General features: G+C 73.2%; 7 protein-coding genes and 1 pseudogene. 3 read left to right on the top strand and 5 right to left on the bottom strand.

Annotation, left to right across the window (positions count from 1 at the left end; genetic code table 11):
- Window positions 1–13: 13 nt before the first annotated feature.
- The gene (locus ABZ928_RS20835) at window positions 14–1192 is read right to left on the bottom strand and encodes a S1 family peptidase (protein WP_361520785.1); all 1179 of its coding nucleotides are present in this window, start codon (window positions 1190–1192) and stop codon (window positions 14–16) included.
- Window positions 1193–1440: 248 nt separating this feature from the next.
- Between ABZ928_RS20835 and ABZ928_RS20830 the strand changes: the two genes are divergently transcribed.
- The 3 genes from ABZ928_RS20830 (at window position 1441) to ABZ928_RS20820 (ending at window position 12033) form a co-directional block, all read left to right on the top strand.
- Window positions 1441–9219, top strand: coding sequence for a type I polyketide synthase (locus tag ABZ928_RS20830; RefSeq protein WP_361520783.1), 7779 nt, complete (start codon window positions 1441–1443; stop codon window positions 9217–9219).
- Window positions 9220–9276: 57 nt separating this feature from the next.
- Window positions 9277–10734, top strand: coding sequence for a tryptophan 7-halogenase (locus ABZ928_RS20825; protein WP_361520780.1), 1458 nt, complete (start codon window positions 9277–9279; stop codon window positions 10732–10734).
- A 93-nt stretch (window positions 10735–10827) separates the two neighbouring features.
- Window positions 10828–12033 (top strand): MFS transporter, encoded by a 1206-nt coding sequence (locus ABZ928_RS20820; protein ID WP_361520777.1) that lies wholly within the window; start codon window positions 10828–10830, stop codon window positions 12031–12033.
- 79 nt (window positions 12034–12112) lie between these two features.
- On the opposite strand, the gene ABZ928_RS20815 is transcribed toward ABZ928_RS20820, so the two are convergent.
- From ABZ928_RS20815 to ABZ928_RS20800, 4 genes and pseudogenes are all read right to left on the bottom strand, one after another.
- Entirely contained in the window at window positions 12113–13300 is a 1188-nt protein-coding gene (locus ABZ928_RS20815; RefSeq protein WP_361520775.1) for a cytochrome P450, read from the bottom strand.
- Between the two features lie 34 nt (window positions 13301–13334).
- Window positions 13335–14711, bottom strand: coding sequence for a nucleotide pyrophosphatase/phosphodiesterase family protein (locus tag ABZ928_RS20810; protein WP_361520772.1), 1377 nt, complete (start codon window positions 14709–14711; stop codon window positions 13335–13337).
- Entirely contained in the window at window positions 14708–15910 is a 1203-nt protein-coding gene (gene eboE / locus ABZ928_RS20805; RefSeq protein WP_361520769.1) for a metabolite traffic protein EboE, read from the bottom strand. The genes ABZ928_RS20810 and eboE overlap by 4 nt, the downstream gene beginning before the upstream one ends.
- A gap of 7 nt (window positions 15911–15917) precedes the next feature.
- Window positions 15918–16157, bottom strand: a pseudogene (locus ABZ928_RS20800) (hydrolase TatD); the annotation flags it as partial.

Raw genomic sequence — 16157 nt, 5'->3', positions numbered from 1 at the left:
GGCCCGCACGGGCTCAGGCGGTGTGCAAGGTGAGGCCGTACCGATTGAGGATCTCGTTGACCGGCTGGAACCAGGTCTCGCCCCCGCTGGTGCAGTTGCCCCAGCCGCCGGACGTGACGCCCTGGGCCTGGTCGCCGCTGATGAACGAGCCGCCGGAGTCGCCGCCTTCGGCGCAGACGCTGGTCTTGGTCATCTGATAGACGGAGCCCTGGCTGTAGTTGACGGTCTCGTTCATCGCGAGGACCGTGCCGCAGTGCCAGTGGGTGGTCGAGCCCGAGCGACAGATCGAGGAGCCGACGGGGGCCACGTTGGAGCCGCGCACCAGCTGGTCGGAGACGGTGCCCCAGCCGAGCACGACCGGTACGGTCCACCAGCCGCTGCCGACGTTGACCCAGGCGTAGTCGTCGCCGGGGAAGGACGAGCCCTGGAAGTTGCCGATGTAGCTGCCGTCCCAGCCGTAGACGCTGCCGGTGTGCTGGTCGCAGTGCCCGGCGGTGATGAACCCGCCGTACACCGAGAAGCCTATGGAGCAGCGGACGTTGCCGGTGTAGTAGGGGTCGCCGCCGACGGTTCCGGCGGCGAAGGTCCGGGGTGCGGAGGCGACGTGCCGGACGGTGACGGGGCCCGCGCGATGGGCTCGGGTCACGAACGCGCGGACATCGTTGTCGGCTTGCTCGCTCTTGATGACGTTGACGACGACCGTGCCGGCCTCGGGGTCGATGTGCCAGCTGCTGACGCCCGCCGGTGCGTCGAGTTCGTCGAGCCGCGCCTGGGTGGCGGCGAGTTGGCGGGCGCTGTGCGCGACGGTACGGACGGTGGCGCCCGTGGCCTTCACGTCCCGGAGGGTGGCCGGGGTCGCGTCCGGGGTGAGGCCGACGGTCAGCTTCCCGGCGGTGGCGTCGAACCAGGTGCCGCCGAAGGAACTCCCGGCGGCGCGGCGGGCCTTGGGCTCCAGGGCGGTGGCCCGCGTCTCGGCGGCGAGCCGCTGCTCGGCCTCGGTCTTCGTGAGGTGCAGGTCGCGTTGCATGGCGGTGAGGAGACCGGCGGAGGCGGGGGCCTTCGCGGTGGCGTCGTCGGCCGAGGTGGGGGCGGAGGGAGCGGAGGCGGAGGCCGAGGTGGTGCCCGCGGCGAGGCCGGCGCCGAGGGTGAGCAGGACGGCCAGGGTGGCATGCGTGAATCTGGTGCGTCTCATGGAGGTTGTCCTTCGTCGTTCCATTGGAGTGGGGGTGGAACAGCAGGAACAGCAGAGTCCGAGAGCGCTCTCAGAGGTGTGGCGCGGCCGAGCTTAGCGGCTGATCATGAACAGGTCCATACCAATATGCGTCGCCGTCGGGTGGTGCTCGCCGCTCAACTGGCCGGGTTTCCGTCATGGTTGAGACGGCTCGACGTACGCTGCTTCAAGATCCGCCGCGGTGCGGACTCCCACTGACAGGAGGCCCGATGGGTGTGGCGGAGGCGATCAGGGTTCGACCGGTGCCGGAGCTGCTCGCGCGGAACGCCGAGCGGTACGGCAGCAAGCTCGCGTTCGCCGACGACCGGCGCGGAGTGAGCTGGGCCGAACTGGACCGTCGTACCGCCCGGTTGGCGGCCGGACTCGGGGTCGAGCGCGGCACCCGGGTGGCGTTCTGCCTGGACAACGGAGTGGAGCTGGTCGAGGGACTGCTCGCCACCGTCCGTGCCGCCGCGATCGGAGTGCCCCTGCCGCCGCGCGCCACCCACACCGAGCTCGCGCAGCTGCTGGCCGACTGCGATCCGGCCGTGGTGGTCACCGATCAGCGGCGGCTGCCGAGGATCGCGGGGATGGTCGCGGGGCGGTCGGTGCGGTTGGTGGTGGTCGGGGAGGGTGAGGTTCCGGAGGGGGCCTCGCATCTTGAGGATCTTGTGGGTGGGGGTGGAGGCGGGGGCGGGTCGGTGACCGACGGCGCCCGCGCTGCCCGTGGCTCCGCCGGTGGCTCCGGCTCCGCCGCTCCCCGTGACGATCTCGGGCTCGATGAACCCGCCTGGCTGCTCTACACCTCCGGCACCTCAGGGATGCCCACCGCGGCCGTGTCCAGTCAGCGGTCGGCGCTCTGGTCCTCGTTCGCCTGCTATCTGCCGCGGCTTGGGCTCACCGACACGGACCGCGTGCTCTGGCCCCTCCCCCTGGCCCACACCTACGCTCACTCCCTGTGCGTGCTGGGCACGATCGTGGCCGGGGCGAGTGCCAGGATCACCGCGTCTCCGGACCCGGTCCGACTCGCGGCCCTGATCGGTGAGTTCGAGCCGACCGTGCTGGGCGGAGTGCCGCTCACCTTCCGGCAGCTGCTGGACACCGGACTGGACGCGGTGCCCTCGCTACGGGTGTGCGTGACCGCGGGTGCGCCGAGCGACGCGGAGCTGCGGGCGGAGGTGGAGCGGGAGTTCGGGGCGCCGCTCCTCGACGGCTACGGCTCCACCGAGACCTGCGGCAAGATCGCGATGGAGGCGCTGGACGGGCCACGTGGCGGCAGCGGAACTCCCTTGCCCGGCATGGAGGTTCGGCTGGTCGACCCCGACAGCGGGTCGGACGCCGTGGGCGGCGAGGGTGGTGAGGGTCGCGAGGGCGAGATCTGGGTGCGCGGGCCCGGTGTCATGCTCGGTTACCACAATCGGCCCGAGGCGAGCGCGGACGCCGTGCGCGACGGGTGGTACCGCACGGGTGACCTGGGCCGGTTCGGCGAGGGCGGCTGTCTGACCGTCACCGGCCGGCTCGGCGACCGGATCGTGCGCGGGGGCGAGAACGTCGACCCGGCCGAGGTCGAGCGGGTGCTGCGCGGCATGCCCGGGGTACTGGACGCGGCCGTGGTGGCACGGGCCCATCCGCTGCTCGGCGAGGTCCCGGTGGCGTTCGTGGTGCCGGCCGAGCAGTCCCTGGACACCGCCGCCCTGCTGCGGGGCTGCGCCGAGGTGCTGTCGGCGCACAAGGTGCCCGAGGAGGTCCTGTTCACACCGGCCGTCCCACGCACCGCGGCGGGCAAACCCCGACGCGCGGTACTGCGCGAGACGCTCACCGAACGACCGCCGGCACCGGATCTGGAGCGGCTGGCCGGTCTCACGGCCGGTGAACGGCGGGCCGAGCTGCGGGAGTTGGTGTGCGCGCAGGCCGAGACGATCCTGGGCACGGCGGCCGATCCCGGCACCGCGTTCGCCGATCTCGGCCTGACCTCGCTGGGCGCCATGACCCTGTGGCACCGGCTCAGCCTGCGCACCGGACTGCGGCTGCCGGCGACCCTGGTCTGGGACCATCCGACCCCGGCCGCGGTCGCCGCCTACCTGGACATCAGGATGAGCGGCGCCACGCCCGCTGAAACGCCCGTTCCGGGGACAGCTACGGGGACTTCCGCGCCGACGCGCGGCCCGGACGCCGAACCGGTGGCGATCGTGGCCGTCGGCTGCCGCTACCCGGGCGGCGTGAACTCCCCCGAGGACCTGTGGCGACTGGTCTCCGACGGCGTGGACGCCACCGGCGACTTCCCCGCCGACCGCGGCTGGGACCTCGACGCGCTCCACCACCCCGACCCCGACCGGCTCGGCACGACGTACACCCGCCGCGGCGGATTCCTGGACGACGTGGCCGGCTTCGACCCGCTGTTCTTCGGCATCTCCCCGCGCGAGGCCCTGGCCACCGACCCCCAGCACCGGCTGCTCCTCGAGGTCGCCTGGGAGACGCTGGAACGCGCCGGCATCCCCGCGCCGTCGCTGCGCGGCTCCAGCACCGGGGTGTACGTCGGCCTGATGCACGCCGGGTACGGCACCGGGCTGTCGCCGCACGAGCTGGAGTCGCACATCGGCATCGGGTCGTCGGGCAGTGTGGCCTCGGGCCGGATCTCGTACGTCCTGGGCCTGCGCGGCCCGACCATGACCGTCGACACGGCCTGTTCGTCGTCGCTGGTCGCGATGGACCTGGCGGCGAGGGCGCTGCGCGCGGGCGAGTGCACGCTCGCGCTGGCCGGTGGGGTCACGGTGCTGTCGAGCCCGCAGCCGTTCATCGCGTTCAGCCGGCAGCGGGGACTGTCGGCGGACGGCCGCTGCCGGTCGTTCGCGGACGGCGCGGACGGCACCGCCTGGGGTGAGGGCGTTGGCCTGGTGCTCCTGGAGAAGCTGTCGGACGCCCGGCGCAACGGCCATCCGGTGCTCGCCGTGCTGCGCGGCTCCGCGGTGAACTCCGACGGCGCGTCCAACGGCCTGACCGCCCCCAACGGGGAGGCGCAGCGCGAACTGATCCAACTCGCCCTGGCTGACGCGGGCTTGGGCCCCGCCAACGTCGACGTCGTCGAGGGACACGGCACGGGCACCGCGCTCGGCGACCCCATCGAGGCGGGCGCGGTCCTGGCCGCCTATGGGCAGGACCGCGACCCGGCCGATCCGCTGTGGCTGGGCTCGGTCAAGTCGAACCTCGGGCACACACAGGCCGCCGCCGGGGTGGCCGGGGTGATCAAGATGATCGAGTCGATGCACCATGGCGAACTGCCCCGTTCGTTGTACGCGGAGCACCCGTCGCCGCATGTGGACTGGTCCACGGGGGCGGTGCGGCTCCTCGACCGGGCCCGGCCGTGGCCGGAGCGCGACCGGCCGCGCCGGGCGGCGGTCTCGTCCTTCGGCATCGGCGGCACCAACGCGCATGTGATCATCGAGGAGCCGTCGGAGGCGGACGGCGGGGTGGGGGCTGTGCGTCGGCTGCCGGTGACGTCCTGGCTGGTGAGCGGTGGCGACGAGGCGGGGCTTCGGGCGCACGCCGAGACGCTCGCGACAGCGCTCGCGAAGTCGCTCACGACAGCGCTCACAACGGCTCCGGCCGACGCGTCCGACGATGCCGCGCTGGACATCGCGTACTCGCTCGCGACGACCAGGGCACCCCTGCCGCGCCGCGCCGCGGTGATGGGCTCCGACGTCTCTGAACTGCTGGACGGGCTACGGCTGTTGGCGGATGGCGAGGAGAGCCCGGCGCTGCTGAGGAACACCGTGCGGGGCACGCCCAAGCTGGCGCTGCTCTGTGCCGGTCAGGGCACCCAGCGGACGGGGATGGGCCGCGAACTCTCCGCCGCCTTCCCGGTGTTCGACGCCGCCTTCTCCGAAGTGTGCGAGTGGTTCGGGCCGTTGCTGGACCGGCCGCTGCGGGAGGTGATCGACGATCCCCACAGCGACCTGCTGCACCGCACGGACTACGCCCAACCCGCGCTGTTCGCCTACGAGGTCGCCCTGCACACGCTGCTCGCGGACTGGGGCGTACGGCCGGACTACCTGGTCGGCCACTCCATCGGCGAGCTGACGGCCGCATACCTCGCCGGGGTGTTCTCGCTCGGCGACGCGGTGCGGCTGGTGGCCGCGAGGGGCCGGCTGATGGCGGCGCTGCCCGCCGGTGGCGCGATGATCGCGGTGCGGGCGCCGGAGGCGGAGGTGGCGCGTCGGCTCGGGGAAGTGCCCGGTCGGATCGCCATCGCCGCCGTCAACGGGCCGACGTCGGTCGTGGTGTCCGGCGACGAGGACGCGGTGACCGCACTCGCCGCCTCGCTCGGCGGCCGGAGCACCCGGCTGCGGGTGAGTCACGCCTTCCACTCGCCGCTCCTCGACCCGATGCTCGCGGAGTTCCGCGCGGTCGCCGAGACCGTGACCTACCAGCGCCCGTCCGTACCCGTGGTGTCCACGGTGACCGGCCGTCCCGAGCCCGACGCGCTCGCCACCGCCGACTACTGGGTACGGCAGGTGCGGGAGACCGTCCGGTTCGCCGACGCGGTGAAGTGGCTGGCGGACGCGGGCGTGACGGCGTTCGTCGAGGCCGGTCCCGCCGCCGCGCTCACTGTGGCGGCCGAGGGCTGTGTCGCGCCGGACGCGGGCGCGGTGTTCACGCCGTTCGCCGACGCGCGTGCGCTGAAGGGGCTGGCCGCGCTGCATGTGCACGGCGTCCCGGTCGACTGGCGGTCGGTGTACGCGGACAGCGGTGCCCGTCGCCGCCCGCTGCCCACGTACCCGTTCCAGCGGCAGCGCTACTGGCTGGACGCGGTACGTCACTCCGGTCCGGCCGGTCATCCGCTGCTGGGCGAGCCGCGGCCGGACGCCGACGGGCCCGCGGTACGGCACTCCGGGGTGCTGTCCGCCGTACGTCCGTCCTGGCTCGCCGACCATGCGATCGGCGGCCGGGTCCTGGTACCCGCGACGGCCTTCGCCGAGCTGGCCTGTCACGCGGCCGGGACGTCCGGCCCCGTCCGGCTGACCGAGCTGTCCTTCCGGGAGCCGTTGGTCCTGCCGGAGTCGGAGCCGGTGCACGTCCAGGTCGTCACCGACGGTCCGGACGAGGCGGGGCACCGGCCGGTGACCGTCTGGGCCCGGGCGGGCGAGGCGTGGACACGGCACGCCACGGCGACCGTCGCCCCGGCGAGTGCGGCAGCCGCCGCACCTCCCCAGGTGTGGCCGCCCGCCGGTGCCGAGCGGCTCCCGGTCGACTACGAACGCCTCGCCGAGCACGGCCACCACTACGGACCGGCCTTCCGCGCGGTGACCGCGCTGTGGCGCCGCGGGACGTCCCTGTTCGCCGAACTGGCCCTGCCGCCCCGGGAAGCGGCGACAGCGGCCTCGTACACCCTCCACCCCGCGCTCCTCGACGCCGCGCTGCACGCCGCGCTCCTGGCCGAGGGCCCCGGCGAGGCCCGCGTCCCGCTCACCTGCGCCGGTCTGACGGTCCACGCCCCCGGCGCCACCGCCGCCCGGGCCACGCTGGAGCGGCTGGGCCCGGACGAGATCCGGGTCGCCCTCACGGACGCCGCCGGACGCCCGATCGCCACGGTCGAGTCGCTGGTGACGCGCGTCCTGCCCGCCCAACGGCCCGCCGTCCAGGCCGAGTTGTATGGCCTGGCATGGCGTCCTGCGGCGGCGCGCGGTGACGTCGACACGCGGCACGAACTGCTCGACCTGGCGGGCAACGGCGGGGACACCGACCTGCCCGACCGTACGCGCGCGCTGCTCACCACCACTCTCGCGGCCGTACGGGACTGGGTCGCCGACGCCCGCCCGGGACGGCTCCTGGTCCTCACCGACAACGCCACCGGAGACGACCCCGACCCGGCCGAGGCAGCGGTCGCCGGACTCCTCCGCAGCGCCCAGTCCGAGCATCCCGGCCGGATCGTGCTGGTCGACCGGCGTGGCGGCCCCGCGTCCCCCGCGGACCTGGAGGCCGCGCTCCGCACCGGCGAACCGCAGGTCGCCCTCCAGGACGGCGTCCTCGCGCCCCGGCTGAGCGCGGTGGAGCCCGCCGGTTCGGGGGCGGCGCCCGCCCTCGACCCCGAGGGCACCGTGCTCATCACGGGCGGCACCGGAGCCCTCGGCGCGAGCCTCGCCCGGTACCTCGTGGCCGAGCGCGGGGTACGGCATCTGGTGCTGGCCGGCCGCAGTGGCCGTACGCCCGTCTGGGCCGCCGAACTCGACGCGGACGTAAGGGTGGTGGCCTGCGAGGTGAGCGACCGTGCGGCCGTGGACGCGCTGGTCGCGTCCTGCCGGGAGTCGCTGACCGCGGTGTTCCATCTCGCCGGGGTCGTGGACGACGGTGTCGTGGACGGTCTGACGCCGGAGCGGCTGGCGCGTGTGCTCGCGCCGAAGGCGGACGGGGCCTGGCATCTGCATGAGGCCACCAAGGAGTTGGGGCTGTCGGCGTTCGTGCTGTACTCCTCGGCCGCGGGCGTGCTGGGCCGGCCCGGGCAGGCCAACTACGCCGCCGCCAACGGCTTTCTGGACGCGCTCGCCCGGCACCGCACCGCCCGGGGCCTGCCCGCGCAGGCTCTGGCCTGGGGCCCCTGGACCACCTCCGACGAGGACGGCATGGCGGCCCAGGTCCCGGCGCCCCTGCTCGGCGACGGCGGTGTCCTGCCGGTCGGCGAGGAAGAGGGCATCCTCCTGCTCGACCGGGCGCTGCGGACCCCGGAGCCGGTGCTCGTGCCGATCCCGCTGAACCTGAAGGCCCTTGGCGGACCGGTCACCCCGCCGGTTCTCACGGACCTGGTGCCGAAGCGTGCGGCCCCCGCCCCGAGTGCCGCCGCCCCGCAGGCGCCCGGTGCCTGGCGGGAGCGGCTCGCGACGGTTCCGGTGCCGGAGCGGAAAGCCGTGCTGGTCGAGCTGATCCGGGCCGAAGTCGCCCTGCTGCTGGGCTTCGATGACGTGGAACTCCCCGTCGACCGCGAGTTCAGGGAGCTCGGCTTCGACTCGCTGATGGCGGTGCAACTCCGCAACCGGCTCAGCGCGTTCACGCGGGTGCGGCTGGCCTCCTCGATCGTGTACGACCATCCGACGCTGCCCGAGCTGGCCGCGCACCTCCACGGCGCCCTGAGCGAAGTCCTCCCCGGGGCAGGGGAAGCGACCTCGGCAGAGACGGCCGGACGTGGCGCGGAGGAGCCGTCGTCGTACCGTTTCGGGCCGCTGTACCACCAAGTCCTGCGCGAGCGTGGGCCCTTGGAGGCGATGGGGCTCCGCTTCCTGGCGTCCCACGCGCTCCCGTCCTTCGGCGCCGCCGACCGCGGCCGGTACGCCGTCGGCCCGGTGCGGCTGGCGCAGGGTGCGGGCACCGCGCTGGCGTACATTCCCGACTACCTCACGCCATACCACCGCGTGCCCAGCGGGCTGGCCAAGCAGTTCGACGGCGAGCGCGATCTGTTCCTGCTGGAGCAGCCCGGTTTCGGCGAGCGGCGGGCCGTGCCGGACAGTGCGGCCACGCTGGTGCGGACGCACGCCGACACCGTGCGGGCCCTGTCGGAGGACCGGCCGGTGGTCCTGGTCGGCTACTGCGCCGGGGGCGCGATCGCGCACGCCGTGGCACGTAACCTCGCGCGGTCGGGGAGGCCGCCGGCGGGGCTGATCCTGCTCGACGCGCACGCGGGCGTGCTGCGCCGGGACGACGAGCGGGCGCTGGCCCTGATGACCGCCGGGGCCGGGCTCCCGGACGATGTCGTCGCCGAGTTCGACGACTCGCTGCTGATCGCCGGCGGCGGCTACGCGCGCGTGCTGGAGAACTGGGAACCCGAACCGTCCCCGGTCCCCACCCTGTTGGTCCGGGGCAGGCCGACTGCGGAGATGCTCCGCATCGACCCGGACGGGGACTGGCTCGCCCGCTGGCCGCTGCCGCACGACAGCGCCGAGGTCCCCGGCGACCACTACTCCCTCGTCCACCACGACGCCGACACCACGGCCGCGGCGATGCGCGCCTGGCTGACGGGGTGAACGACCGACATCACACATGTACGACGCACCACGCACCGCAGGAACAGGAGTTGCCGTATGACCCAGGAGTACGACCTGATCGTGGTCGGCGGTGGGCCCGCCGGCTCGACCGCCGCGACCGTCGTGGCCAAGCGCGGACACCGGGTCCTGCTGCTGGAGCGGGAGACGTTCCCGCGCTACCAGATCGGTGAGTCGCTGCTGCCCGCCACGGTGCACGGGCTGTGCCGCATCCTCGGCGTCGCCGACGAGGTGCAGCGGGCCGGGTTCACCCTCAAGCGCGGCGGCACGCTGCGCTGGGGCCGTGACCCGGAGCCCTGGCAGTTCTCCTTCGCCATGACCCCGCGCGTGCCCGAACCGACCGCGACGGCCTTCCAGGTGGAGCGTTCGCGGTTCGACGAGATCCTGCTGCGGGGTGCCGAGCGGGCCGGTGCCGAGGTATGCGAGGGCAGTCCGGTGCGCCGGGTCGTCGCCGACGACGAGCGGGTGCGGGGCGTCGAGTACACCGACGCCGACGGCAACGCCCGTACGGCGTACGCCCGTTACGTCATCGACGCTTCCGGCAACACCAGCCGGCTGCACGCCGGGGTCGGCGGGAGCCGCGTCTACTCCGACTTCTTCCGCAACCTCGCCGTGTTCGGCTACTTCGCGGGCGGGGCCCGGCTGCCCGAGCCGAACCGCGGCAACATCTTCTGTGCCGCGTTCGACGCGGGCTGGCTCTGGTACATCCCGCTGCGGGACGACCTGACGAGCGTCGGCGCGGTGATCTCCCCCGAGCACACTCCGGCCGTCCAGCGTGACGCGCGGGCCGCGTGGCGGGAGATGATCGCGGCGTCCCCCGAGGTGAGCCGGATGGTGGCGGGCGTTCCGGAGGCGACCGAGGCGCCGTACGACCAGGTGCGGGTGCGCAAGGACTGGTCGTACTGGAAGAAGTCCTTCTGGACGCCGGGCATGGCGCTGGTCGGTGACGCCGCGTGCTTCGTCGACCCGGTGCTGTCCTCCGGCGTCCATCTGGCCACCTACGGCGCCCTGCTGGCCGCCCGCTCGGTCAACTCGGCGCTGGACGGCAGCGTGCCCGAGGAGCGCGGTTTCGCCGAGTTCGAGGCCCGCTACCGGCGCGAGTACCGCGTCTTCTACGACTTCCTCATCTCCTTCTACGACATGGAGCGCAACGAGGACTCGTACTTCTGGTCGGCGAAGAAGATCACCAAGGTGGACCTCGGCGAGGCCGCCGCGTTCGCCGAACTGGCGGGCGGGCTGGTCTCCCGGGACACGGCGGTGGTCCGTGCGGACTGGCACACCTCGGCAGCGCAACTCGACGGCGCAATCGGGCAGTTGGCGGGCTCCGACGGGCGGGTCAATCCGCTGCTGGCCGCCCCGGTCGTCGGCGAGACCTTCCGCACCGGCAACGACCTCCAGGAGCAGGCCCTCTACGGCGGCCCCCTCGACGACCCCGCCCCGACCGACCCCGACGGCCTCGGCGTGACCCCGGACGGCCTGTCCTGGATCAAGGAGTGAGCGCCGGCTGCTCCTGAGGAGCCGTTTGTTGACCTTCCCCCATGGTGAACCCCCAGCATCGACGTCCTGAGGCGATGGGACGAGGGGGCGTGGATGCTGGTCGACGTACGGCCGTTGCGGGTGGGCGCGTTCAGGCGGCTGTGGGCGGCCGGGATCGTGACCGGGCTCGGGGCTCAGTTCACGGCGGTCGTCGTGCCGTTGCAGCTGTACGGGTTCACCGAGTCGTCGGCGTACGTCGGGCTGGCCGGGTTGGTGGGGTTCGTACCGATGGCCGCGGCGGCCCTGTGGGGCGGTGCGCTGGCCGACGTACGGGACCGGCGGCGGGTGCTGCTCGTGACCACGGCCGGAATCGGTGTGACGTCGTTGCTGTTGTGGGCGAATCCTCGGTCCGTCGGTCTGCTGCTGGCGTTGATCGCGGTGCAGCAGGCGTTGTTCGGTGCCAACGCGGCGGTGGGGCGGGCGGTCGTGCCGCGTCTGGTGCCGCCCGAGTCGCTGACGGCCGCCAACGCGCTCCAGTCGACGGTCGTCCTGTCCGCCGGGATCGCGGGGCCGCTGCTGGCCTCGGTGCTGCTGCCGGTCGTGGGCGCGCCGACGCTCTATCTGGCGGACGCGGTCGCCGTCGGCGCGACGGTGTGGGCGGTGTGGCGACTGCCTCCGCTGCCGCCCGACGGTGGAGGGCCCCGGAAGCGAGCAGGCGTCCGGGAGATCGCGGACGGCTTCCGGTTCGTGGCCCGGCGCCAGGTGCTGCGGGTGGTGTACCTCGCCGACTTCGCCGCCCTCTTCCTGGGCCTGCCCACGGCACTCTTCCCGCAACTGGCCGCCGAACGGTTCCAGCCGTCGGACATCGGAGTGCTCTACGCCGCCGCGTCGGCGGGCGGTGTGCTGGCCGGCCTGTTCTCCGGGGCCTTCACGGGCCTGCGCCGCCACGGCCTCGCGATCGCGGCCTCGGTGGGCGTGTGGGGCCTCGCCATCGCGGGGTTCGGCCTGTCCGGCTCGCTGGTCATGGCATGTGCCTGGCTGCTCCTGGCGGGCGCCGCGCTGCTCACGCTGGGCGTGTTCCGCCGGACCGTCCTGCAATCGGCGGTGCCGGACGGGATGCGGGGCCGGCTCCAGGGCATCGACACGGTGGTGGCGGCAGGCGGGCCGAGGCTGGGCGACCTGGCACACGGCATGGCAGGCGCCGCCGTCGGCGCGACCGGGGCGGTCGTCGCCGGCGGCCTGCTGACCGTCACGGCAGCACTCGCCCTGTTCCTGCTCTTCCCAGCCTTCCGGCACCATCGAACAGACACAGTGGTGTAGCGCCCCGTCAGGGGCGCGGGGAACTGCGCGACCAGCCACGACGCTGCCGCAGACGACGAACTACGTGGCTGGCCACCCCCTACCAAGCCACCGGCAACTCCTCCACCCCATGAATCGCACGCCCCTCAAACGCGTACTCCTCCACCTCCGCCCCCGCCAACCGCAGCCCCGGAAGCCTCTCGAACAGCATCGGCAGGGCGATCTGAAGCTCGGCCCGGGCCAGGGACTGCCCCAGGCAATGGTGGAGACCGTGACCGAAGGCCAGGTGCTGTCCGGCATCCCGGGTGATGTCCAGCCTGTCCGGATCGGCGAAGACCGAGGGATCCCGGTTGGCGGCCTGCAAGGCGACGACCACCCCCTCACCGGCCCTGATGGCGACACCGCCGACCTCGACGTCCTCCGTGGCGATGCGCCGCATCCCGATGTGGACGACGGTCAGATAGCGCAGCAGCTCCTCCACCGCACCCGGCACGAGTTCTTCGTCGGCGCGCAGCGCGGCCAGCTGCTCGGGGTGGCGCAGCAGGGCGACGACGCCGAGGGAGAGCATGCTCGCGGTCGTCTCGTGCCCGGCGATGAGGAGCTGGACGAGCATCCCGGCCGCTTCCGCGGGGGTGGCCTCGCCGGTGGCGACCCGCTCGGTGGCGAGCTTGCTCATGAGGTCGTCGCCGGGTTCGCGCGACTTGGCGGCGAGGAGTTCCTGGAGGTAGCCGAAGAGCGCTCCCCAGCCGGCTCGCATGGCCTCCGGCCCGGCGGTGACGGTAGCGAACGCGGCGGCGTGCCGGTTGATGAACTCGCGGTCCGTGTACGGCACTCCGAGCAGTTCACAGATGACGAGGAGGGGCAGCGGGAGGGTGAAGTGCTCGACGAGGTCCGCCGGTTGCTCCTGCTTGGTGAGGCCGTCGAGGAGTTCGGTGGTGATGTTCCTGATGGCGGGCCGGAGTTGCTCGACGCGGCGGAAGGTGAACTCGGGGATGAGCATGCGCCGCAGCCGGGTGTGGTCCGGCGGGTCCATGGCGAACAGCTGGCCGGGGGTGGGCGGCGGGGGTGTCGGCTGGAGGCCGGGGAAGCCCGGCCGGGTGTTCTGCGAGCTGAACCGGGGGTCGCTGAGGACGGCGCGGGCGTCCTCGTGCCGGGTGACGAGCCAGGGGTGGATGTCGCCCCAGAGACTGATCCGGGCGAGGGGGCGTTCCTCGATCCAGCGCCCGTATTCGGCGGCGGGGTCGAGGAGGGGCCGCCGGGTGGGCAGCGGCGGAGGGGTGGCGTTCATGTGGGGGGGCTCCGGTGGGCAGTTGGTCGGTCGGTCAGTCGGTGGTGAGGCCGGCGAGCGTGAGGAGGAGGTCCTTGACGTCGGTCGCGTCGATCTCGTCGCGCGCGGGCTCGGGCCGTGAGCACAGCAGTACGGGGCTGTCCTGCGGGTCGTCCGGGAGGCGGCCGTGGCTGCCGCGGACGCCGGAGGGGTCCAGGGGGACGGTCTGGATGCGGTAGCGCAGTCCGGCCTTCTTGCGGGCGACCTGGCCGATGGCACGGGCCTTCACCGCGGGGACGGTGGGGTCGTAGAGGAGTTCGGCGGGGTCGTAGCCGGGCTTGCGGTGGATCTCGACCTGGCGGGCGAAGTCGGGGGCCCGGTCGTCGTCGAGCCAGTAGTAGTACGTGAACCAGGCGTCGGACTCGGCCACCGCGACCAGTTCACCGGAGCGTTCGTGGTCGAGGCCGTGGGCCGCCTTGCCCTCGGCGTCCAACACCTGGTCCACTCCGGTGAGTTGGCTGACGATTTTCGCGACTTCCTCCGTGTCGGCGGGGTCGCGGACGTAGACGTGGGCGATCTGGTGGTCGGCGACGGCGAAGGCGCGGGAGGTCCAGGGGTCGAGGTACTCCATGCCGTCCTGCGTGTAGACGTCGAGGAGTCCGGCCCGGCGCAGGGCGCGGTTGATGTCGACGGGGCGGGAGGCGGGGGCGATGCCGTACTCGCTCAGGATGACGACCGTGGCGCCCTCGCGCTCGAAGTGCTCCAGCAGGGGGCGCAGGGCGTCGTCGAGGCGGCGTGCCTCGCGGGCGGTCTGCGGGGAGCCGGGGCCGGAGCGCTGGGGTTCGTAGTCCAGGTGCGGGACGTAGACCAGGGTCAGGTCGGGGCGGTGCTCGTCGAAGATCTGGCGGGCGGCGGCGAGGATCCACTGGCTGGAGGGCAGGCCGGCGTTCGGGCCCCAGTAGGTGAACAGGGGGAACTCGCCGAGTCTGCCGGTGAGTTCGTCGTGGAGGGCGGGCGGCCAGGTGTAGCAGTCGGGTTCCTTGCGGCCGTCGGAGTAGTAGATCGGGCGCGGGGTGACGGTGAGGTCGACGTCGGCGCCCATGGCGTACCACCAGCAGACGTTGGCGACCTTGTAGTCGGGCTGGGTCCTGCGTGCGGTGTGCCAGATCTTCTCGCCGCCGACGAGGGCGTTGTGCTGGCGCCAGAGGAAGACTTCGCCGAGGTCGCGGAAGTACCAGCCGTTGCCGACGATGCCGTGCTCGGAGGGCGGGGCGCCGGTGAGGAGGGTGGACTGCACGGAGCAGGTCACGGCGGGGAGAACGGTGTTGAGGCGGGCCTGGAAGCCCTGTTCGGCGACGGCCGAGACGGCGGGCATGTGGCGGAGCAGGCGGGAGGTGAGGCCGACGATGTCGAGGACGACCAGTCGGGTCATGAGACGGGCTCCTTGCGTGAGTGGGGGTTCACACCGAGGTGGGGCTTCAGGCCGAGCTCCTCGAACCGGTCCCGGGTCCAGGACAGTTCGGCGGCCAGGCCCGCGACCAGGCCCTCGCGGTCGTGCGGGCGGAGGTGTTCGGGCAGCACGGACCAGGTGTAGGTCTCGACCTCGATGTGGTCGCAGACCGCCTCCGGTCCGCCGAGCAACACGCGTAGAGCCGAGGTGAGTTCGGTTGCCGTGGTGCTGAGCGGGGGCTCGGGTTCGGCGTGCAGGGGCGCGTGGAAGTGCACCCGCCAGGGCGAGTCGGGAGCCAGGCCGCCCGCCAGCGCCTCCGGGAGGTCGTCCACGCCGGTGACCGTGCCGCCGGGTGCGGTCCGTGTCTGGTGCAGGAACCGGGGTTCGGCGAACCGGGCGAGCGCGCGCCGCGCCTCGGGATCGGCGGGGTCGTCGGCCTGGAGGGCGCTGGACGCCTGGACCTTGACGACCGGAAGCCCGGCGTCGGCGAGGCGGCGCAGCGCGGCGGCGGGTTCCTCGAACTGCACGGCGAGGTGGCAGGTGTCCAGGCAGATGCCGAGCCGCTCGGGGTCCACTCCCCCGAGTTCCCGGGCGGCCTGGACGGTGTTCTCGACCACGCAGCCGGGCTCGGGTTCGAAGCCGACCCGGATGGTGCGCCCCGTCTCGCGCTCCACCTCCGCGAGCTGCCTGGCGAGTTGGTCCGTGGCCCGGCGGGCGGCGTCACGGGCATCGGTCGGCCACGGTGCCCGCCAGGCCAGCGGCAGGGTCGAGACGCTGCCGCGCCGGGCGTCGTCGGGCAACAGGCCCGCCAGGACCCGGGCGCAGTCGACGGTGTAGCGCAGCCGGGCGGGGTCGGCCCAGTCGGGCAGGTAGACGTCCTTCTTGACGACCTCGCGGTGGAAGCCGCCGTAGGGGAAGGCGTTGAGGGTGACCGTCTCCAGGCCGCGCGCGGTCAGTTCGGCACGCAATCGGCGTACGGCGTCGGGCCGTTCGCTCAGCTCGGTGACGACGTCGCGGGCCAGCCACAGGCCGATGCCGAGGAGATCGGCGCCGAGGGATGCGCGTACCGGCTCGGCGTAGGCGGCGAGTTGGGCCACCACTCCGTCGAGGTCCTCGGCCTGGTGGACGTTGCTGCAGTAGGCGAGGTGGACGGTGGTGCCGTCGGGGTGTCGGAGGCGCACGGCAGGGTCACGCTCCGCCGCGTTTGACCGAGTTGCCCTCGAAGAGGGCCGTGTCGTCGGCCTTGATGTCTTCGAGGTCGAGGCGGCCGCTCTGGCCGTAGAAGGCCACGGGGTTGCGCCACACAACCTGGTCGACAGCGTTGTCGTCGAAGCCGGCGGTGAGCATCGCGTCGGCGGTCTTGCGGGTCTTGAGGGGGTCGCTGCGGCCCCAGTCGGCGGCCGAGTTGACGAGCATCCGGTCGGTGCC

Origin of the sequence: Streptomyces sp. NPDC046909 (genome assembly GCF_040644695.1) — a bacterium.
GTDB lineage: Bacteria > Actinomycetota > Actinomycetes > Streptomycetales > Streptomycetaceae > Streptomyces.
Note: the sequence above shows the minus strand (reverse complement) of the source record. Positions and strands in the feature narration are given on the sequence as shown.